At 71.5% G+C, this 21,412-nt stretch carries 16 protein-coding genes; 9 read left to right on the top strand and 7 right to left on the bottom strand.

All coding sequences use genetic code 11. The annotated features are described in order from the left end of the window. The first annotated feature begins 242 nt into the window (after nt 1–242). The 5 genes from ACGFMP_RS10300 to ACGFMP_RS10280 all read left to right on the top strand — a co-directional run bounded on the left by ACGFMP_RS10300 (nt 243) and on the right by ACGFMP_RS10280 (nt 9,336). Complete coding sequence (locus ACGFMP_RS10300; RefSeq protein ID WP_393671609.1) at nt 243–4,523, top strand: discoidin domain-containing protein; 4,281 nt, start codon at nt 243–245, stop codon at nt 4,521–4,523. A gap of 230 nt (nt 4,524–4,753) precedes the next feature. After that, nucleotides 4,754–6,193 (top strand): ricin-type beta-trefoil lectin domain protein, encoded by a 1,440-nt coding sequence (locus ACGFMP_RS10295; RefSeq protein ID WP_393671608.1) that lies wholly within the window; start codon nt 4,754–4,756, stop codon nt 6,191–6,193. 206 nt (nt 6,194–6,399) lie between these two features. Further along, nucleotides 6,400–6,915, top strand: coding sequence for a DUF664 domain-containing protein (locus ACGFMP_RS10290; protein ID WP_393671607.1), 516 nt, complete (start codon nt 6,400–6,402; stop codon nt 6,913–6,915). A gap of 81 nt (nt 6,916–6,996) precedes the next feature. Further along, entirely contained in the window at nt 6,997–8,712 is a 1,716-nt protein-coding gene (locus ACGFMP_RS10285) for an MFS transporter (protein WP_393671606.1), read from the top strand. Between the two features lie 30 nt (nt 8,713–8,742). Further along, on the top strand, nt 8,743–9,336 hold the full coding sequence (locus ACGFMP_RS10280) for a MarR family winged helix-turn-helix transcriptional regulator (RefSeq protein WP_393671605.1): 594 nt from the start codon (nt 8,743–8,745) through the stop codon (nt 9,334–9,336). A gap of 15 nt (nt 9,337–9,351) precedes the next feature. Here ACGFMP_RS10280 and ACGFMP_RS10275 read toward each other — a convergent pair whose 3' ends face one another. Then, entirely contained in the window at nt 9,352–10,866 is a 1,515-nt protein-coding gene (locus ACGFMP_RS10275; RefSeq protein WP_393671604.1) for an MFS transporter, read from the bottom strand. Between the two features lie 163 nt (nt 10,867–11,029). Between ACGFMP_RS10275 and pgm the strand changes: the two genes are divergently transcribed. Then, nucleotides 11,030–12,670 carry a phosphoglucomutase (alpha-D-glucose-1,6-bisphosphate-dependent) gene (gene pgm, locus ACGFMP_RS10270; protein WP_393671603.1) on the top strand — a complete coding sequence of 547 codons (1,641 nt, stop codon included), beginning with the start codon at nt 11,030–11,032 and terminating at the stop codon, nt 12,668–12,670. A gap of 42 nt (nt 12,671–12,712) precedes the next feature. On the opposite strand, the gene ACGFMP_RS10265 is transcribed toward pgm, so the two are convergent. From ACGFMP_RS10265 to ACGFMP_RS10245, 5 genes are all read right to left on the bottom strand, one after another. Next, complete coding sequence (locus tag ACGFMP_RS10265; RefSeq protein ID WP_393671602.1) at nt 12,713–14,479, bottom strand: ABC transporter ATP-binding protein; 1,767 nt, start codon at nt 14,477–14,479, stop codon at nt 12,713–12,715. Between the two features lie 168 nt (nt 14,480–14,647). Then, a complete protein-coding gene (locus ACGFMP_RS10260) occupies nt 14,648–15,736 on the bottom strand; it encodes an S-(hydroxymethyl)mycothiol dehydrogenase (RefSeq protein WP_393671601.1) in 1,089 nt (362 codons plus the stop codon). A 198-nt stretch (nt 15,737–15,934) separates the two neighbouring features. Beyond that, nucleotides 15,935–16,648, bottom strand: coding sequence for a chaplin family protein (locus tag ACGFMP_RS10255; protein ID WP_393671599.1), 714 nt, complete (start codon nt 16,646–16,648; stop codon nt 15,935–15,937). Nucleotides 16,649–16,826: 178 nt separating this feature from the next. Further along, nucleotides 16,827–17,039, bottom strand: coding sequence for a DUF5133 domain-containing protein (locus ACGFMP_RS10250; RefSeq protein WP_393671598.1), 213 nt, complete (start codon nt 17,037–17,039; stop codon nt 16,827–16,829). Nucleotides 17,040–17,280: 241 nt separating this feature from the next. Then, complete coding sequence (locus ACGFMP_RS10245; RefSeq protein ID WP_393671597.1) at nt 17,281–17,454, bottom strand: hypothetical protein; 174 nt, start codon at nt 17,452–17,454, stop codon at nt 17,281–17,283. 385 nt (nt 17,455–17,839) lie between these two features. Here ACGFMP_RS10245 and ACGFMP_RS10240 point away from each other — a divergent pair, with 385 nt between their 5' ends. Then, the gene (locus ACGFMP_RS10240) at nt 17,840–19,102 is read left to right on the top strand and encodes an MFS transporter (RefSeq protein WP_393672131.1); all 1,263 of its coding nucleotides are present in this window, start codon (nt 17,840–17,842) and stop codon (nt 19,100–19,102) included. A gap of 150 nt (nt 19,103–19,252) precedes the next feature. On the opposite strand, the gene ACGFMP_RS10235 is transcribed toward ACGFMP_RS10240, so the two are convergent. Next, a complete protein-coding gene (locus tag ACGFMP_RS10235; RefSeq protein ID WP_393671596.1) occupies nt 19,253–19,636 on the bottom strand; it encodes a hypothetical protein in 384 nt (127 codons plus the stop codon). Between the two features lie 116 nt (nt 19,637–19,752). On the opposite strand from ACGFMP_RS10235, the gene ACGFMP_RS10230 reads away from it, so the two are divergent. Together ACGFMP_RS10230 and ACGFMP_RS10225 are read left to right on the top strand one after the other, a co-directional pair. Next, on the top strand, nt 19,753–20,154 hold the full coding sequence (locus ACGFMP_RS10230; RefSeq protein WP_393671595.1) for a YchJ family protein: 402 nt from the start codon (nt 19,753–19,755) through the stop codon (nt 20,152–20,154). Continuing rightward, the gene (locus ACGFMP_RS10225; protein WP_393671594.1) at nt 20,151–20,795 is read left to right on the top strand and encodes a hypothetical protein; all 645 of its coding nucleotides are present in this window, start codon (nt 20,151–20,153) and stop codon (nt 20,793–20,795) included. Before ACGFMP_RS10230 ends, ACGFMP_RS10225 begins: the two co-directional genes overlap by 4 nt. The last annotated feature ends 617 nt before the right edge of the window (nt 20,796–21,412 follow it).

Below are 21,412 nucleotides of genomic sequence, written 5' to 3'. Positions count from 1 at the left end.
CGGCGCCTCGCGCGCCGGCCCGCCGGGCCGACTTCCCGTGCCCGCACGCGAATCGTTGCCTTCCGAGGCGTAGACGCCGCCGTAGCGCGTCTGTAACACTCTGCCAACACGCACGCAAATAATGAGCAGAAGAACGATGGATCTGCATGGGATGAGCGCAACAACAGATGTTCATCCCGCACGTTTCGGATAGCCCGTCTCGCCCTTCCCCTGATCTTCCCCACACGACACAGAGGGACGTTATGAGAACGAAGCGCTCGATCCCACGGCTGCTGGCGGGGGTGGTGTCCGGCAGCCTGCTGCTGCTGGGCGGTTCCGCCCTGCCCGCCGTGGCCGCGGGAGTGCCGGACCTTGCCGTCGGCAAGGCGGCCTCGGCCAGCAGCACCAGCGGCGGGAATTCCGCCGACCGGCTCAACGACGGCGACCAGGCCACCTACTGGGAGAGCTCGGGCAGCGCCCTGCCCCAGTGGGCCCAGGTGAACCTGGGCAGCAGCACCCTGGTCGACAAGGTGCAGCTCAAGGTGCCGGCCTCCTGGAATGCGCGCACCGAGACGCTGTCGCTCCAGGCCAGCGAGGACGGCACGCTGTTCTCCACGGTGGTCGGCTCGGCGGCGTACACCTTCACTCCGGCCAAGGGCAACACGGTCACGATCGCCTTCCCGGCCACCAAGGCGCGCTACCTGCGCGCCGACGTGTCCGCGAACTCGGCGGGCAAGACCGCACAGCTGTCCGAGATGACCGTGCAGGCAGCCGCGGCCGCCACCGACAACCTCGCCGCGGGCAAGCCCACCGCCGAGTCCGGCCACGCCGACGTCTACGGCTCGGGCAACGCGGTCGACGGCAATGCCAACTCCTACTGGGAGAGCGCCAACAACGCCTTCCCGCAGTGGCTGCGCGTCGACCTGGGCTCCGGGGTGCCGGTCAACAAGGTGGTGCTGAAGCTGCCGCCCGCCACCTCGTGGGCGACCCGCACCGAGACGCTCGCCGTCCAGGGCAGCAACGACGGCTCGACCTTCAACGACCTGGTCGCGTCCACGGGCTACACCTTCAACCCGTCCAGCGGCAACACGGTGACCATCACCTTCAACACCGCCACCACCCGGTACGTCCGGCTGAACATCACCGGCAACACCGGCTGGCCGGCCGGCCAGATATCCGAGTTCGAGGTGTACGGCCCGGCCACCGGTGACGTCACCGCCCCCTCGGCGCCGGCGAACCTGGCGTACACCCAGCCCGCCTCCGGCCAGATCAAGCTGACCTGGAGCGCCTCGACCGACGACACCGGTGTGACGGGCTACGACGTCTACGCCAACGGCCAGCTGCGCACCTCGGTCGCGGGCAACGTGCTGACGTACACCGACAGCCAGCCCGCCACCGCGACGGTGTCGTACTACGTGCGGGCCAAGGACGCGGCGGGCAACCAGTCGCCGAACAGCAACACCGTCACCCGCACCGGCACGTCGGGCGACACGCAGGCGCCCACCGCGCCGGCGAACCTGGCGTACACCCAGCCCGCCTCCGGCCAGATCAAGCTGACCTGGAGCGCGTCGAGCGACAACACGGCCGTCACCGGCTACGAGGTCTTCGCCAACGGCAGCAAGATCGCCACGACCGGCGGCAGCACCCTCACCTACACCGACAACCAGCCGGCCACCGCGACCGTCGCCTACTTCGTGCGCGCGATCGACGCGGCGGGCAACGAGTCGGGCAACAGCAACACGGTGACCCGCAACGGCACCACGCCGCCCACCGGCGGCACCAACCAGGCGGTGGGCAAGCCGATCACCGCGTCCTCCACGGTGCTGAACTTCGTCGCGGCCAACGCGGACGACGACGACCTCAACACCTACTGGGAGGGCACCGGCACCAGCTCGCTGACCGTCTCGCTGGGCTCCAACGTCGACACCAGCTCCGTGGCGGTCAAGCTCAACCCCAGCAGCGCCTGGGGTGCGCGCACCCAGACCATCGAGGTCCAGGGCCGCGAGCAGAGCGCGAGCGGCTTCACCCAGCTGGTCGCGCCCAAGAGCTACTCCTTCGACCCGGCCTCCGGCAACTCGGTGTCCATCCCGGTCACCTCGCGGGTCGCCGACGTCCGGCTGATCTTCAGCAACAACTCCGGTGCGGGCGGCGGCCAGGCCGCCGAGCTCCAGGTCATCGGCGTGCCGGGGCCGAACCCCGACCTCACGGTGACCGGGCTGACCGCGTCGCCCACCGCGCCGGTGGAGACCGACCCGATCACGCTCAGCGCGACGGTGAAGAACGCCGGCACCAACGCCTCGCCGGCCAGCAGCGTCAACCTCTACCTCGGCACCGTCAAGGTCGGCACCGCGAGCGTCGGGGCACTGGCCGCCGGCGCGAGCACCACGGTGACGGCCGGCATCGGCGCCAAGGACGCGGGCAGCTACCAGCTGACCGCGAAGGTGGACGAGGCCAACACGGTCGTCGAGCAGAACGAGACCAACAACTCCTACACCAACCCCACCGCCCTGGTGGTCCGGCCGGTCGACACCTCCGACCTGGTCGCCTCGCCGGTCGCCTGGTCGCCGGGCAACCCGTCGGCGGGCAACAACGTCGCCTTCTCGGTGGCCATCAAGAACCAGGGCACCGTCGCCTCCGCGTCCGGCGCGCACAACGTCACGCTGACCGTCGCGGACGCCACCACGGGCAACGTCGTGAAGACGCTCACCGGCTCCTACAGCGGCACCATCGCGGCCGGGGCCACCACCAGCCCGGTCAGCCTGGGCAGCTGGACCGCGGCGAACGGCAAGTACACGGTGAAGACCGTGATCGCCGCCGACGCCAACGAGCTGTCGATCAAGCAGGCCAACAACACCAGCAACCAGTCGCTGTTCGTGGGCCGCGGCGCCAACATGCCCTACGACACCTACGAGGCCGAGTCCGGTGTGCTGGCCGGCGGTGCGACGGTGCTCGGACCGAACCGCACCATCGGCGACCCCGCCGGTGAGGCGTCGGGCCGCAAGGCCGTGCACCTGGCATCGAACGGGTCCTCGGTCGAGTTCACCACCCTGAACAGCACCAACACCCTGGTGACCCGCTTCAACATCCCGGACGGCACCGACTCGACGACCCTTGACATCTACGTCGACGGCACCTTCCTCAAGACCATCAGCCTCACCTCGAAGTACGAGTGGCTGTACGGCGACGAGGCCAGCCCCGGCAACTCGCCCGGCTCCGGCGCCCCGCGGCACATCTACGACGAGGCCAACGTGATGCTCGGGACGACCGTCCCGGCCGGCCACAAGATCCGGCTGCAGAAGGACGCGGCCAACTCCGCGGCCTACTACAACATCGACTCCGTCGACCTGGAGCAGGCGACCGCGATCGCCAACCCGGACCCGACCAAGTACGTCGTGCCGGCCGGCTTCACCCAGCAGGACGTGCAGAACGCGCTGGACACCGCGCGGCAGGACACCACCAAGCTCGGTGTCTACCTGCCCGCGGGCGACTACCAGACGTCCAGCAAGTTCAACGTATACGGCCGTGCCATCAACGTGCTCGGCGCGGGCCCCTGGTTCACCCGGTTCTACACCCCGACCGGGCAGGAGAACACCGACTCCGGCTTCCTGGCCTCCGCCAGCGGTACCAAGTTCAGCGGCTTCGGGATCTTCGGGAACTACACCAGCCGGATCGACGGCCCCGGCAAGCCCTGGGACCTGACCGGTGTGTCCAACATGACGATCGACAACGTGTGGATCGAGCACACCATCGTCGGCGTGTGGGGCACGAACGTCGACAACTCGACCATCACCAATCTGCGGATCCGCGACACCTTCGCCGACGGCGTGAACCTGACCAACGGCAGCAGCGGCAACACGGTCAGCAACATCGAGGCCAGGAGCACCGGCGACGACAGCTTCGCGCTCTTCCCTGCGATCGACCACACCAACGAGCAGGAGACCAACAACACCTTCCAGAACCTCACGGTGAAGAACGTCTGGCGGGCGGCCGGCCTGGCGGTCTACGGAGGCGGCGGCAACAAGTTCAGCAACCTCTACATCGCCGACAGCCTCACCTACCCGGGCATCACCATCGGGTCGCTGCAGTTCGGCGGCATCCCGGCGCTCGGCTTCGAGTCCTCTCCGCAGACCACCTTCTCCAACATCTCGCTGGCCAGGGACGGCGGGCACTTCTGGGGACAGCAGGCCTTCCCCGCGCTGTGGGTCTTCTCGGCGGAGTACAAGCTCCAGGGCCTGCGGATCAGCGACGTCGACATCACCGACCCGACCTATGCGGGCGTGATGTTCCAGACCAAGTGGAACGGCAGCACCTCGCTCAACCCGATCAGCGACACGGTCTTCACCAACCTGTCGGTGACCGGCGCCCACAAGAGCGGTGACGCCTTCGACGCCAAGTCGGGCTTCGGACTGTGGGCCAACCCGCAGCCGGAACCGGGACAGGGCCCGGCGGTCGGCTCCGTGACGATCAACGGGCTGCACGAGAGCGACAACGCGGTGGACATCCAGAACACCACCTCCACCTTCACCATCAACGTCACCAACTAGGGCCGCAGGCCAGAGGCGGTGCCCGCGTTCGAAATCTGAACGCGGGCACCGCCTGCGTGCGCTCGCGGGCCGGGGCGCCGCGAATTTGTCTTCAGTTGCTGAACGTGGGGTCTTGACGGGGCATTGGTCTAGTCCTACGGTCTGCGATGCGCCGTCAGTCACGTCGGCGTCCACCGTTCATTCACCTGAATCAACGGTCCGGGCTGTCCGCAACCGGAAGGCCTCCCCCCATGCAAAGACCGCGCATCGAGCTCAAGACGCTCGGCGCTCTGACCGCAGTGCCCGCACTGGCAGCAGGCCTGCTGCTCGCCACCGGCGCCCCCGCGCACGCCGCCGCCAACCCAGGGCCCGGCTTCCCCGCGCAGTACGCCGCCCCCTACGCCGAGGTGTGGAATTCGCCGTCGGCGATGACCAACGTCAAGAACGCCACCGGCCTGAAGTACTTCACCCTCGCCTTCGTCATCGACGGCGGCGGCTGCAACGCCACCTTCAACGGCGACACGTCGATCACCGACGCGAGCTGGACCTCCGCCATCAACAGCCTGCGGGCCGGCGGGGGCGACGTCATCGCGTCCTTCGGCGGCGCGTCCGGCACCGAGGAAGCGCTGGCCTGTACGTCGGTCTCCGCGCTGGAGACCCAGTACAAGCGGGTCATCGACGGGCTCAACCTGACCCGGGTCGACTTCGACATCGAGGGCAGCGCGCTCAACAACACCGCGGCCAACGACCGCCGCAACACCGCACTCGCCGACCTCCAGCAGCAGTACGCCGCCCAGGGCAAGCGCCTGGACGTGCAGTACACGCTGCCGGTCGACCCCAGCGGCCTGGAGTCCAACTCCCTGAGCCTGCTGAACAACGCCAAGAGCCACGGCCTGAACGTCAATCTCGTCAACATCATGACGATGGACTACGGGTCGGCCATGGACATGGGCAACGCCGCCATCAGCGCGGCGCAGGGCCTGCACAACCAGCTCGGCCAGATCTGGAACACCAAGACCTCGGCCCAGCTGTGGGCGATGGAGGGCAACACCCCGATGATCGGGGTCAACGACACCTCGAGCGAGGTCTTCTCCACCTCCGACGCCCAGGACGTGGAGAACTTCGCCAAGACCAACGGCATCCAGGAGCTCTCCTTCTGGGCGCTGGGCCGCGACAAGGCGTGCGCCACCAACGGCGGCTCCGCGCAGAGCGGGTGCAGCGGCACCTCGCAGTCGGCCTGGCAGTTCTCCGCCATCTTCAACGCGGTCACGGGCGGCGGTGGCACCACCCCGCCGCCGACCGGCGGCGGCAGCCCCATTCGCTCCGGATACGCCGGCAAGTGCGTCGACGTGGCCGCGGCGAGCAGCGCCAACGGCACCGCGGTCCAGCTCTACGACTGCAACGGCACCACCGCGCAGAACTGGTCCGTCGGCTCGGGCAGCACCCTCCAGGCGCTCGGCAAGTGCATGGACGTCGCGGCGGCGGGCACCGCCAACGGCACCAGGGTGCAGATCTACGACTGCAACGGCACCGGCTCCCAGGTCTGGCAGAAGGGCACCGGCAACACGCTGGTGAACCCGCAGTCCGGCAAGTGCCTGGACGCCACGGGACCCAGCTCGGCCAACGGCACCCGGCTGCAGATCTGGACCTGCGCGGGCGGCGCCAACCAGCAGTGGACGCTCCCGTCCTGACCCTGCGGCACGTGCGGAACGGGGCGCACCACGCGCCCTGAACGGCAGGCAGCACATGACGCCCGGCCCCGGGCGGGTCCGACAGACCCGCCCGGGGCCGGTGCGATGTCCGCACTCCCGCGGCGGTGATCGGCGAGGATCGGATCATCAGGCCGCCACGGGACCACCGGGCCCGCGGCGGCACCGACCCGCCGCGAGGAGCACCGATGAACACCGCACAACTGCTGGCCGACGCCTACGGCCGGATCAAGGAGGTCGTCCACGGCGCCGTCGAGGGCCTGGCGCCCGACGAACTGGCCTTCCGTGTCGACCCGGAGGCCAATTCGGTCGCCTGGCTGGTCTGGCACCTCGCCCGGGTCCAGGACGACCACGTCGCCGACGTGTCGGGCCGCCCGCAGACCTGGACCGAGCAGGGCTGGGACGAGCGCTTCGGACTGCCCTTCGACGCCGCCGACATCGGCTACGGCCACAGCTCCGACGAGGTGGCCGAGGTCAGGCAGGCCTCGGCGGAACTGCTCACCGGCTACTACGACGCCGTCCACGAGCAGACCCTCGACTACCTGCGGACCGTGACCGACGCCGACCTCGACACGGTCGTCGACCGCCGGTGGAGCCCGCCGGTGACCCTCGGCGTCCGGCTGGTCAGCGTGATCTCCGACGACCTCCAGCACGCGGGGCAGGCCGCGTTCATCCGTGGCGTCCTGCTGCGCCGCCGCGGTTGAGCGGGAGCGGCGGGCACCCCCGATGCTAGAGTTACTTAACCTAAGTTAAGTACCTGACCCTGGTGGGGTGTGAAGGGCCTGATGGCGACAGAAGACGCGACCAAGCGAATACAGCGGCGGCCACCGCGTATCGCGGCCGACCATCCGCACTACAAATGGGTGGCGCTGTCCAACACCACCCTCGGCATGCTCATCGCCACGATCAACTCCTCGATCGTGCTGATCTCGCTGCCCGCGATCTTCAACGGCATCAGGCTCGACCCGCTCCAACCCGGCAACGTCAGCTACCTGCTGTGGATGCTGATGGGCTACATGCTGGTCACCGCGGTCCTGGTGGTCACGCTCGGCCGGCTCGGCGACATCCTGGGCCGGGTCAAGATCTACAACGCCGGCTTCCTGATCTTCACCGTCACCTCGGTGATCCTCTCCGTCGACCCGCTGCACGGCGGCGGCGGCGCGATCTGGCTGATCGGCTGGCGGGTCGCCCAGGCGGTCGGCGGCTCCATGCTGATGGCCAACTCGGCGGCGATCATCACCGACGCCTTCCCGGCCCGCCAGCGCGGCATGGCGCTCGGCGTGAACATGGTCGCCGGCATCGCCGGATCCTTCATCGGCCTGGTGCTCGGCGGCCTGCTCGCCGAGTGGAACTGGCGCTCCATCTTCTGGGTCAACGTGCCGATCGGCCTGATCGGCACCGTGTGGGCCTACCGCTCGCTGCACGAGACCGGGGTGCGCCGCCCGGCCAGGATGGACTGGTGGGGCAACATCACCTTCGCCGTCGGCCTGACCGCGCTGCTGGCCGGCATCACCTACGGCATCCAGCCCTACGGCGGCCACACCATGGGCTGGACCAACCCCTGGGTGATCGCGGGGCTGGTCGGCGGCGCCGCCATGCTGGTGGCCTTCTGCCTGGTCGAGGCCAGGGTCGCCGAGCCGATGTTCCCGCTGAAGCTCTTCCGCAACGCCGCGTTCGCCGGCGGCAACGCGGCCACCCTGCTGGGCTCCATCGCCCGCGGCGGGCTGCAGTTCATGCTGATCATCTGGCTCCAGGGCATCTGGCTGCCGCTGCACGGCTACAACTACGCCGACACACCGCTGTGGGCCGGCATCTACCTGCTGCCGCTGACCGTCGGCTTCCTGGCCGCGGGACCCATCGCGGGCGCGCTGTCCGACCGCTACGGCGCCCGGCTGTTCGCCGCGTCCGGATTCGTGGTGATGGCCGGCTCCTTCGCCGGGCTGCTGCTGATCCCGACCGACTTCAGCTACTGGGTCTTCGCGCTCGTCGTCTTCCTCAACGGCCTGGGCGGCGGCCTGTTCGCCGCGCCCAACACCTCCATCATCATGGCCAGCGTGCCCGCCGAATCCCGCGGCGCCGCCTCCGGCATGCGTGCCACCTTCCAGAACGCCGGCATGGTGCTGTCCATCGGCGTGTTCTTCTCGCTGATGGTCGCCGGCCTCGCCCGCTCCCTGCCGGACACCCTCAGCACCGGCCTGATGGCCCAGGGCGTACCCGCGACCAACGCGCACGAGGTGGCGAACCTGCCCCCGGTCGGCACCCTGTTCGCCGCCTTCCTCGGCTACAACCCGATCCAGCAGCTGCTCGGCCCCGATCTGCTCGGCAAGCTGCCGGCCGCCGACGCGCACACCCTGACCGGGCGGGAGTTCTTCCCGCACCTGATCTCGGGTCCCTTCCACGACGGCCTGGTCGTGGTGTTCGCCCTCGCGATCGTGATGTCCTTGGTCGCGGCAGGCGCGTCGCTGATCCGCGGCCGCCGGACCGCAGGCACGGACAGCTGACCCAGGTACGGCCCAGGAGGCGCCCCGCCCATGACGGACACCGACGGGCGCGTGGCGCCCTCCTCCGCCGTACCCCGGCTGCGACTGGTCATCGCCCGGCTCTACCGGCAGCTCGCCCAGGCCTCCGGCGACGACCTCAACCTCACCTACGCCCAGCTGTCCGCGCTGGCCAGGACCCAGGAGCACGGCCCGCTGCGGATCGGCGAGCTGGCCGCCCACGAGCAGGTCGCCGCCCCCTCGCTGACCCGCACGATGGGGCCGCTGATCGCCGCGGGACTCGTCACCAAGCACCCCGACCCGTCCGACGGCCGCTCCTGGCTGGTCAGCATCACCCCGGCCGGCGGCGACCTGCTCGGCCGGATCCGCCGCGAACGCTCGGAGCTGCTGGCCCGCAGGATCGCCCGGCTCGAACCGGACCGGCTCGACGCGCTGCTGGCGGCGCTGCCCGTGCTCGAGCAGCTGCTCACCGAACCGGAGTCGGAGCCCGCACCGGAGCCCGTACCGGAATCCGGGCAGGAGCAGGAGCAGGAGCAGGGGCCGGAGCCCGCGCCCGGATCCGCGCCGGGCGCGGAAGCGCAGGCGGCGCCCCGGGGGAAGAAGGCGCACACCCCGGAAAGCGGCTGACGCGTCCCTACGGCGTCAGAGGCGGGACGCGCCGCCCGTGCCGGGTTCGAGCGGCGGCGCCGACACGCTGCAACTCGACCGGCACGCCGGCCGGACCGCAGGACCGCCGCCCTCTTCCCGCAGCGCTCCGGAGGGCACCAGCGCGAAAGCCAGCAGCGCGGCGAGCCCGCACAGCCCCGCGCAGATCAGCATCGACGAGCCGAAAGCCGCGTCCACCCGGTGCGGCGAGCGGTACGCCTGGTCGGAGAGCCCCACCAGCAGCGGCAGCGCGGCCACGATCAGCAGCTGCGCCACCCGGGCCGCCGCGTTGTTCACCCCGCTGGCGACACCCGCGTGATCGACGTCCACCGAGGCCAGCACGGTCGCCGTCAGCGGCGCCACGAACATGCTCATCCCCAGCCCCTGCACCACCACCGCGGGCAGCACGTCCAGCGCGTAGGACGAGGAGCCGGGCCCGAGCCGGGTGAGCAGCAGCAGACCCGCCGCGGTCACCAGCGGTCCCACCGTCAGCGGCAGCCGCGGCCCGATCCGCTGGGCCAGCGCGCCGGCGGGCGCCGACAGCAGCAGCATCAGCACCGTCACCGGCAGCGTGGCCAGGCCCGCCCGCAGCGCGCTGTAGCCGGCCGCGATCTGCAACTGCACCGGCAGGACGAAGAACACCCCGCCGATCGCCGCGTACAGGCACAGCGTCACGACGTTCATCGAGGTGAACAGCCGGGAGGAGAAGACCGAGAGCGGCAGCATCGGATGCTCGCGGCTGCGCTCGGTCCGCACGAAGGCCACCCCGCACGCCACGCCCGCCACCGCCGGCGCCACCACCGACGGCCACGACGGGTGGCCGGACGCGGCGATCAGCGCGTAGGTGATGCCGGCCAGGCACAGTGCGGCCAGCGCGGCGCCCCGCACGTCGAAACTCCCGGACGCCGTACGGTCCCGGCTCTCCGGCACATGGCGGACCGCGATGGCCACCACCACCGCGGCGATCGGCAGGTTGACCAGGAAGATCCACCGCCAGCCCGGGCCGTCCACCAGGTAGCCGCCGAGGAACGGGCCGACAGCGCCGGCCACACCGCCGAGGCCTGACCAGGCGCCCACCGCCTTCGCCCGGTCCTGCGGCCGGAAGGTCGACTGAACCAGCGCAAGCGAACCCGGCGTCAGCAGCGCACCGCCCACCCCTTGCAGGGCCCGGGCGGCGATCAGCACACCGCTGTCCGGTGCCGCCCCGCAGGCCGCGGACGCCAGCGCGAACCACACCACACCGATGACGAAGACCTTGCGGCGCCCGTAGCGGTCGCCGAGGCCGCCGCCGAGCAGGATCAGCCCGGCCAGCGTCAGCAGGTAGCCGTTCACCGTCCACTGGAGGTCCGCGAGCGTGGCGCCGAGGTCGGTGCCGATCCGGGGGAGTGCGATGTTGACGATGGTGCCGTCCAGCAACGCCATGCCCGAGCCGAGCACCGAGCACGCCAGCACCCAGCGTCCGGTGGCGGACGCCAGCGGAACGCCTGCCGCGACGGGCTGATCGGGGGTCATGCCGCCACCCTATGGTGTCGCGAAGGCCCCGCCTGGGTATCCGATCGTCCACGTCCCCCCGGATGTCGCCGTCCCACGCTGCGGTGCGGTACGGCGGACGGAGCCGGGCAGGGACCACAATGGCCGGGCAGGCCAGAAGCAAGCCGCAGCTAAGGAGACGTGGATGCCGCACCAGCGTGCCGGGACACCGGCCCGGCCGGACGACCTGGTCGACGTACCCCGCCTGATCACGGCGTACTACGCGCTGCACCCCGACCCGGCGGAGCCGGGGCAGCGGGTGGCGTTCGGAACCTCGGGTCACCGCGGCTCCTCGCTCGACACCGCGTTCAACGAGGACCACATCGCCGCGACCAGCCAGGCGATCTGCGACTACCGCAGCGGGCAGGGCACCACGGGCCCGCTCTTCCTGGGCATCGACACCCACGCCCTGTCCGAGCCGGCCAGGGTCACCGCCCTGGAGGTCTTCGCCGCGAACGGCGTCACCGTGCTGCTCGACGAGAACGACGGCTATACGCCGACCCCCGCGGTCTCGCACGCCATCATCACCTTCAACAACGGCCGCACCAGCGGACTTGCGGACGGCGTGGTCGTCACCCCGTCGCACAACCCGCCGTCCGACGGCGGCTTCAAGTACAACCCGCCGAACGGCGGCCCGGCGGCCTCCGACGCCACCACCTGGATCCAGGACCGGGCCAACCAGCTGATCACCGACGGCCTCAAGCGCGTCCACCGGATCGGCTACGCGCGGGCCCTGGCCGCGCCCACCACCGCCCGCTACGACTTCCTGGGCCGGTACGTCGACGACCTGCCCGCCGTGCTCGACCTGGTCGCGGTGCGCCGCGCCGGGGTGCGGATCGGCGCCGACCCGCTGGGCGGCGCCTCGGTCGAGTACTGGGGCCGTATCGCCGAATGGCACGGCCTCGACCTGACGGTGGTCAACCCGGTCGCCGACCCGACCTGGCGGTTCATGACGCTGGACTGGGACGGGAAGATCAGGATGGACTGCTCGTCGCCGTACGCGATGGCCTCGCTGATCGACCGCAAGGACGACTACGCCATCGCCACCGGCAACGACGCCGACGCCGACCGGCACGGCATCGTCACCCCCGACGGCGGCCTGATGAACCCCAACCACTACCTGGCCGTCGCGATCGGCTACCTGGCCGCGCACCGCGAGCAGTGGGGCCCGGAACTGGCCATCGGCAAGACCCTGGTGTCGTCCTCGATGATCGACAAGGTGGTCGCCGACCTCGGCCGGCCGCTGACCGAGGTGCCGGTCGGGTTCAAGTGGTTCGTGGACGGGCTCAGCGGCGGCACCCTGGCCTTCGGCGGCGAGGAGTCGGCCGGCGCGTCCTTCCTGCGGCGCGACGGAAGCGCCTGGACCACCGACAAGGACGGCATCCTGCTGGCGCTGCTGGCCGCCGAGATCACCGCGGTGACCGGGCGCACGCCCTCGGAGCACTACGCGGACCTCACCGGCAAATTCGGCTCACCCGCCTACGCCAGGATCGACGCGCCCGCCGACCGCCACCAGAAGGCCGTACTGGCGAAGCTGTCGGCCGACCAGGTCCCGGCCAGGGAGCTGGCGGGCGAACCGGTCACCGCGGTGCTCACCGAGGCGCCCGGCAACGGGGCGGCGATCGGCGGCATCAAGGTCTGCACCGACAACGCGTGGTTCGCCGCCCGCCCGTCGGGCACCGAGGACGTCTACAAGGTCTACGCCGAGTCCTTCCTCGGCGCCGACCACCTGGCCGAGGTCCAGCAGGAGGCGCAGGCGATCGTCGGCGCCGCCCTCGGCGGCTGACGGCCGCCGGCGGGGGTCCCGGGACCGGGGCCCCCGCCGCGGTCAGGCCAGCTGGGCCGCCTGGAGACCCGCGTACGCGCCGCCGCCGCGCAGCAGTTCCGCGTGCGAGCCGATCTCCGCGATCCGGCCCTCGTCGAGCACCACGATCCGGTCGGCGTTCCTGATGGTGGACAGCCGGTGCGCCACCACGAAGACCGTGCGGCCGCGCACCAGCCGGGTGAGCGCCTGCTGCACCAGTGCCTCGGAGCGCGAGTCGAGCGCCGAGGTGGCCTCGTCCAGGATCAGCACCCGGGGGTCGCGGATCAGCGCGCGGGCGATGGCCAGCCGCTGCTTCTGACCGCCCGACAGCCGGGCGCCGCGCTCGCCGACGACCGTGTCGAGGCCGTGCGGCAGCCGGTCGATGAACTCCAGCGCGTTGGCGTCCCGCAGCGCCGCTCGCACCTGCTCGTCCGCCACGCCCTCCAAGCCGTAGGTGACGTTCTCCCTGATGCTGCCCTCGAACAGGATCGACTCCTGGGGCACCACGGACAGCCAGCTGCGGTAGTCCCGCAGATCCAGTGTCTCCATGTCGACACCGTCGAGCAGGATGCTGCCCTGCGACGGCCGCAGGAAGCCGATCACCAGGTTGAGCACCGTGGACTTGCCCGCACCCGAGCCGCCCACCAGCGCGATCGTCTCACCGGGTCGCACGTCCAGGTCGAAGCCGGTGATCGACGGCCGGTCGGCCTCCGGGTAGGTGTGGGAGACCCCGTGGAACTCGAACCGCCCCAGCACCCCGGACACCGGCGCCTTGCCGTCGTTCTGCTCCAGGTCGGGTGCCTGGAGCACCTCGCCTATGGAGCGGACGGACTCCAGGCCCTTGCCGATCTGCGGGGTCAGCGTCAGCAGCGTGGTGACCGAGCCGGTGAGGCTGGAGAAGTACGCGCTGAGCATCACCACGGTGCCGGGCGTGACGCTCAGCCAGCCGTAGTACGCCACCAGCGCGGAGCCCGCCAGGCAGGCCACGCCGATCGCGTTGAGCAGGATCCAGGCGAGCGACCCGAACCAGCCGTTGAGCCGGTCCAGCCGCAGGCCGGCGTGCAGCACCTCGCCCAGCGTCCGGTCCACCCGGTGCAGCGCGGTGTTCTCCAGGCCGTGGGCGCGGGTGATCGGGATCAGCGCGGTCATCTCGTTGACCCGCGACGACAGCTGCTCGACCTGCTGGCGGAAGGACTCGTTGCGGTCCCGCAGCCGCCGCCGCAGCTTGACCACCAGGACCGCGGACGCGGGCACGACGACCATGTAGACCGGCAGGAAGGCGGGCGCCTGGATGCCGATCACGACCAGCCCGCCGGTCAGCGTGGCGGTGGCGGCGAGCCCGTTGTCCGCGGTCTGCTGCGCCGCGGTCTCGATCGCCTCGACGTCCCTGATCACCTTGGCCTGGAGCACCCCGGCGCTGACCCGGGAGTGGTATCCGATGGACAGCTGCTGCATCCGGTGGCACAGCGCCGTCCGCAGCCGGGTGCCGGTGCGGCGGATCGAGCCCTGCATGCAGCGGACGTACGTCAGATGCAGCGGCAGGTTGAGGACCAGGATCACCAGCAGGACCGCGGAATTCCACCACAGCACGGAGATCGGCCGGTGCTGGACGACGACGTCGACGACATTGGCGGTGATCAGCGGCAGCAGCCACACCGGTGTGTGCTTGCCGAAGAAGGCGGCGACGGCCAGGGCGACCCGCCGCCGGTCGGGGTGGAAGAGGTAGAGGAGGGTTCGTACGGGGTGCTCGCCACGGTAGCGGTGGCTGAGCGTGCCTTGCGGCAACGCCATTGCAGGCTCCTCGAATCACGTCTTCGCGGTGCGGCACAGGGCGCACGGACCCGCCACCTCGACGCTGAGGCGCTGATGTGTTCATGTGCGCGCATACACCTTATGGCCCGGGCGGCCTGCCGCGCCCGGGCCTTTTCCACCGGCGACCGCGCTCCGTGGAGCCCGCGGTCACATCACCACGACGGACCGCAGCACGTCACCGGCCTGCATCCGGTCGAAGGCCGCCTCGATCTCGTCGAGCGCGATGGTCTCGCTGACGAACGCGCCCAGATCCAGCCGCCCCTGGAGGTGCAGATCGATCAGCATCGGGAAGTCGCGGGACGGCAGGCAGTCGCCGTACCACGACGACTTCAGCGCGCCGCCGCGTCCGAAGACGTCCAGCAGCGGGATCTCCAACTGCATCTCGGGGGTGGGCACCCCGACCAGGACCACGGTCCCCGCGAGGTCCCGCGCGTAGAAGGCCTGCCGGTAGGTCTCGGGGCGGCCCACCGCCTCGATCACCACGTCGGCGCCGTGGCCGCCCGTGAGCTCGCGGATCGCCTCGACCGGGTCCTGGCCGCGCGAGTTGACGGTGTGGGTGGCGCCCAGCGCGGAGGCGGTGGCCAGCTTGCGGTCGTCGATGTCCACCGCGATGATCCGGGCCGCGCCGGCCAGTCGCGCCCCGGCGATCGCGGCATTGCCCACGCCGCCGCAGCCGATCACCGCGACGGAGTCGCCGCGGCCGACCGCGCCGGTGTTCACCGCCGCGCCGATCCCTGCCATCACCCCGCAGCCGAGCAGCCCGGCCACCGACGGCGAGACCGACGGGTCGACCTTGGTGCACTGGCCTGCCGCCACCAGGGTCTTCTCGGCGAAGGCCCCGATGCCAAGGGCGGGGGTCAAGGCGGTGCCGTCCGCGGCGAGGGTCATCTTCTGCGCGGCATTGTGGGTGTCGAAGCAGTACCACGGCCGACCGCGCCGACAGGCACGGCAACGGCCGCACACCGCACGCCAGTTGAGGATGACGAAGTCGCCCGGGGCCACCTCGGTGACACCCGCGCCCACCTCCTCGACCACGCCCGCGGCCTCGTGCCCGAGCAGATAAGGGAAGTCGTCGCCGATGCCGCCCTGCCGGTAGTGCAGATCGGTGTGGCAGACCCCGCATGCCTGGATCCTCACCACCGCCTCGCCGGGACCCGGGTCCGGAATCGTCACCGTCTCGATCCGCACCCGCTCGCCCTTGCCCGGTGCCACTACCCCGCGGACTTCCTGTGCCATCGCTGAGCCCTCCTTCGCCGACGTCCCACCGCAGACCTTAGGCGCCGCGGGCGCGGCGGCGGGAGTACGGGGGCGCCGACCTTGTGGTGCGAGGGCCGCGGCCCCGGCGAGGGGAGCCGGCGCGTCCTTCCGCCGGGACCATGCCGCCTCAGCGCCGCCGCACGCTCCGAAGGCGTACGGCGGCCGGCCGTGCGGTCATCAGCGGGCGCCGGCCCCCTTGGCCCTGCGGTAGAGCACCGTGCCACCGAGCAGCAGTGCCACGCTGCCCGCGGCCGCCGCGCCGACGCCGCCGGCCCCGGTGTGGGCGAGCATCGGCGCGTCGGGAGTGTCCTGCGCGGGCGAGGCCTGCTCGGGGACGCTGGCGGGCGGTGCGGGGTTCGGTGCGTGGGCCGGCGGGGCGGGCGTCTCGTCGTTCACCGCGGTGTTGCCCACGGACGGGTTTCCGACGCCGACCACGTTCACACCGTTGCCCGAAGCGTTCAGCGGCAGGTCGATCGGGAGCTGCAGTCCGTTGCCGGCCAGCACGCCCGCCGAGTCACGCGTGCCGCCGGCGGCGTGCGCGCCGCCGTCCGAGCGCGAGACCGAGGACGCGTCCTGCGCACCCGCGTGCCGTGCGTGACCGGTGCTGCCGGCCCTGTCGGCCCTGTGCGATGACGCCTGCGCCGCGGGCGACGACACGTTCGCGCAGGTGTTGCCCGCCGCCGCGTTCAGCAGACCGATCACATTGACCGTATTGCCGCACACGTTCACCGGCACGTGCACCGGGACCTGCACCAAATTGCCCGACAGGACTCCGGGCGAACCCTTGGCATCCCCTCCGGCGGCCGCATCGGCCTGCGCGTATCCCGCGGAGGCCAGCACGCCGCCGGCGACCATCGCGGAGACAAGTCCCTTTCGGGCGAGCCTGTTCATACGATTCCTGCTTTCCGGACATCATCTCGGGCCGTATGCCCGCACCGTGACAACGTCTCGGAGTACCGATCGGGTCATGCCGCCGGGCAATTTCATCCCAACGGGTTCATCCGCGCCTTCCGAAAATGTGACAGCAGGATATTCACTCCGGAGAGCACGGCGGTGCCATGACGAATCGTCAGGCGGCCGCTTCGTCGGCTTCCACGATTCGGGCACGGGCCACCGCGAGGGCCGCGTCGATCTCCCGGGTGCCGGTCGACACGCACAACGTGTAAACCGTGTCCCGCAGTTGCCGGTCGATGTCCGGTTCCGTGCCGTCGATGCCGTCGATGCCGTCGGAGAGCGATTCGTAGCGTTCCACCAGGTTCCGCAGGATGGTCGGGTGGGCCATCAACATCGGTGTACTCCTCGAAGATCGGTGAAGTCGAGCGGCGTATGCCCGCTCCCTCGGGGGTGCATGCTTCATACACGCGGAATGTCGCGCAGGTCTCATCGCCGCCCGGCCGGGAATACGCCCCCCGGCCGGCGCGGAAGCGGCGCCCACGGCAGCGGGCCGGGCGGGGGACCTGGATGGATGTCCCCCGCCCGGCCCGCGGTGCCTGGCGCTTCTCGCCGGTCGGGCGATGAGTCGACTAGTCGATACTGCGCAGGATGTGCGTCTCGGTCAGGTCGTCCTCATATCCCGCGAGACGGATGGGGGCGCACCGGGACCAGGTGTCCAGGGCGCCCTCGCCGTCGAGGATCGCGGCGGCCTCGGCCTTGTGCTCCGCCGCTGTCTCATTTCGCTTGGGCTGATCTCGTGACACCGCGCACTCCTTAGCGTCGCGTCGACCGGATGCGCCCTGCGCGGCCATGGCCCTGCGCCGGACGCCCGGCTGGATTCCGAACTGGGCGGGTGCGGACGCGGTGGCGCCTGTTGCGAAAGCCGGAATCGCGGCCGTGGTGGCGACTCGTTCCGGGACGGGCCCGAGGGGCCGGTACATCCCCTGGAGCCTGCTCGTCCCGCACAGCGTATTACCGCCGCCCATGCCGCCACCAGCCGGTTTTGCCCGCGGTCCAGCCGCGCGGCGCCTCCCGTACGACGCCGCGGAGCACACCCGGGCGCCGCGGCACAGGGCACTGTTGCTACCGTTTCCCGTGCTCAAGAGTGAGAAGGACCGCAAAAACCGGACTGGGCCATCCGGGTCTGCGATACCCGGCCCGGCGCCCACCGGGCGCAAAAACCGGCTGCTCGCCGATATCGGACCGCTTCGCGAACACGCGGACTTCCGCCGGCTGTGGTTCGGAAACACCGTGTCCTACATAGGCCAGCAGATGACCGCCATGGCCGTGGCTCTCCAGGTCTACGCGATCACCGGCTCCAGTTTCCACGTCGGCCTCGTCGGCCTGTGCTCGCTGGTGCCGCTGGTCGTCTTCGGGCTCTACGGCGGAGCGGTCGCCGACGCCGTCGACCGCCGCAGGCTCGGCCTGGTCACCGCCACCGGCGCCACCGTCCTGTCCGCGGCGCTCGCCGCCGTCGCGATCGCGCACGTGCGCTCGGTCGCCGTGCTCTACCTGATCGTCGCCCTCCAGGCGGTCTGCTTCGCCATGAACTCCCCGGCCCGCTCCTCGATGATCCCCCGGCTGCTGCCCGCCGATCAGCTGCCCGCGGCCAACGCGCTGGCCTCGCTCGCCGGCGGCGTCGGACAGATGGCCGGCCCCATGCTCGGCGGCGTCTTCGTCGGCCTGTGGGGCTACCAGGCCGCGTACCTGATCGACGCGGCCGCCTTCACCGCGTCGCTCTACGCGATGTGGCGGCTGCCGGCGATGCTGCCGGGGGAGGGCGACGGCGCCGTCCGGCGGCGGCCCTCGGTCATCGAGGGCCTGCGCTACCTGGCCGCCCGGCCCAACCTGCGCACCACCTTCGTCTCTGACCTCGCGGCCATGGTGCTGGCCCAGCCGCGGGTGCTCTTCCCCGCGGTGGCCGGGCTGTGGTTCGGCGGCGACGCCGGCACCGTCGGCCTGCTGGCCGCCGCGCCCGCGGTGGGGGCCCTGGTGGGCGGGGTCTTCTCCGGCTGGTTCGGACGGGTACGCCGCCAGGGCTTCGCGGTGCTCGCCGCGGTCGGCTCCTGGGGCGCCGCGATCGCCGTCTTCGGCCTGACCCGCAACCTCTGGCTCGGCCTGTGCTTCCTCGCGCTCGCAGGCTGCGCCGACACCGTCAGCATGGTCTTCCGCAACACCATGCTCCAGTCCGCCGCCCCCGACGACATGCGCGGACGGCTCCAGGGCGTCTTCCTCGTGGTCGTCGTCGGCGGCCCCCGCCTCGGCGACTTCCTCGCGGGAAGCGCCGCCGACCTCTTCTCCCCGGCCACCGCGATCGTCGGCGGCGGCCTGGCCTGCATCGCCGCGATCACCCTCATCGGCCTCTTCCAGCGCGGCTTCGTCTCCTACGACTCCCGCCGTCCGGTCGCCTGAAGCCGCCGCCGTCCGGCCCTTCCGGCCCTTCCGGGCAAGGCGGCCCCACGGGATCTTGCGGCGCCCGGTCCGCGCGGGCCCGAGCGGGGGCCACGCTTCACAGGCCTGACGACTGTCACGCGATCTCCGGCGGGCGCACTCGGACGGGGGTCAGCGGTTGGTCAGGCGGAAGGCGGCTTCCTGCTCCTGGTCGCCGGATGCCGTCCCGACGATCTTGACGGCGAAGGACTCCGCCAGGCCCTCGCGCAGGCGGTCGACCGCGTGATAGCCGCCCTGGGCGGTGAGGGTGACCGGGTCGCCGAGGTGGGCGGGGCCGCCCGGCAGCGCCAGGGTGCGGGACACGTCGAAGGTGGCGGTCCAGACGATGGGGCCGCCACCCGGTGCCTCGCCGGGCGCGTCACCGGAGTCGCGATCGCCCGCGAAGCTGGTGTGCAACGCGTCGAACACGGTCCTCGCGTCCTCCTTGGCGCAGCTGTCGAGGGTGACGGTGACCTGGGCCGACGGTTCTGCGGGCTGCTCGGGTGCCGTACTCACGGGATGTCCTTCCGTTGCGCGGGACGCCGCTGTCCCGCTGTGCGCATTTCCCTTCAGCCGCGGACGAAACACCCGTTGCCGCGAATGGCGCAGCGATCGTCCGCGACAATCGGAGCATGTCCGCACGCCCCGCACACAAGCCTGTCCCCTGTCCCTGCGGTCTGCCCGCCGCGTACGCCGAATGCTGCGGCGCGCTGCACGGCGGACGCGCCCATGCCGCGACGGCCGAGCAGCTGATGCGGTCGCGCTACAGCGCCTTCGCCGTACGCGACGCCGGCTACCTGCTGCGCAGCTGGCACTCGTCGACCAGGCCACGGGATGTGGCCTTCGATCCGGAGGTGCGCTGGGCCGGTCTCGACATCCTCGGCGGCACCGGCGGCAGCGCCTTCCACACGGAGGGGACAGTGGAATTCCGGGCCCACTTCCGCAGCGGCGGCCTCGCGGGCGACCAGCACGAGAACAGCCGCTTCGTGCGCGAGGACGGCCGCTGGGTCTACCTCGGCGAGGTCGGGCGGTGAGCGCCGGGCAGGAGCCGGAGCTCGACCCCGCGATACGCGCCGCGCTGGCCGCGGAGCTGCTGATCGCGCTGGGGCGGGCCTGCCCCGGCTCCACGGCGGAGCTGCGCGGTTCGCTCGCGGCCGGCACGGAGGACCGCTACAGCGACATCGACATCGCCTGGGAGGTGCCGGCCGCCGACTTCGGGCGCTGCGTGGAGCAGCTGCGGCGCACGCTGACCCGGGTCGGCCCGCTGATCTCGCTCCGCGCCGATCCGGAGCACGCGCGGACGCCCGGCCACCGGCTGGTCTTCGCGGCTTTCCGCGGGCTGCCGCTCTTCTGGCGGCTGGACCTCGACGTGCACGCGGACCGGCGGGCCGAGGCCTCGGTGCCCGCGGCCTCGGCGACCGACCCGTGGTCGCCTGCCGCCAGCGCGCTGGCCAACGCGGTGGCGGTGATGAAGGCCGTGGGCAGGGGCCGGCCGGAGACGGCGCGGGGTCTGCTGGAACGCGGCCTGCTACGGGTCGGGGCCGAGCCGCTGGTGACCGGCCACTGGCGCACCGACCTGTCACGCCTCACCGCGGCGGCCACGGCGGCGGAACCGGCGCAGCAGTCCATGGCCACGGCAGTGGAGACGCTGGCCGACACCCTGCTGCCCCGGTAGGTCCCGTCGTCCGGATCTCCGTGCAGCAAGGAGCGGCCTCCAGCCGCGGTACGCATCCCCGGTCGAGCCCTTCCGCGGGCCCGAGCCCTCGGGCCGCGGCGAACTGCGCGCCGAGCCACGACGTCGGTTCGTGCGCCGGGCCACCGCATGTGGCACCCCCGTTTGCGGGCGGGCCCCGTTCCGTGGCCGAGCCTGTGCGCGGGGCCGAGCCTCTGGGGGCGCGGGGAACTGCGCGCCGAGCCACGACGTCGGTTCGTGTGCCGGGCCACCGCAAGTGGCACCCCCGTTTGCGGGCGGGACCCGTTCCGTGGCCGAGCCTGTGCGCCTGGCCGATCCCTCGGGGGGCGCGGGGAACTGCGCGATAAGCCACGACAGCGGGTCGTGTGCCAGGCCACCGCAAGTGGCACCACCGCTCCGTGGCCGAGCCTGTGCGCGGGGCCGAGCCTCTGGGGGCGCGGGGAACTGCGCGCCGAGCCACGACGTCGGTTCGTGTCCCAGGCCACCGCAAGTGGCACCCCCGTTCCGTGGCCGAGCCTGTGCGCGGGGCCGAGCCTCTGGGGGCGCGGGGAACTGCGCGCCGAGCCACGACGTCGGTTCGTGTCCCAGGCCACCGCAAG

Origin of the sequence: Streptomyces sp. NPDC049040, from assembly GCF_043197715.1 — a bacterium.
Lineage (GTDB): Bacteria > Actinomycetota > Actinomycetes > Streptomycetales > Streptomycetaceae > Actinacidiphila.
The sequence above is the reverse complement of the archived record's forward strand: the minus strand, read 5'-3'. Positions and strand labels throughout refer to the sequence as shown.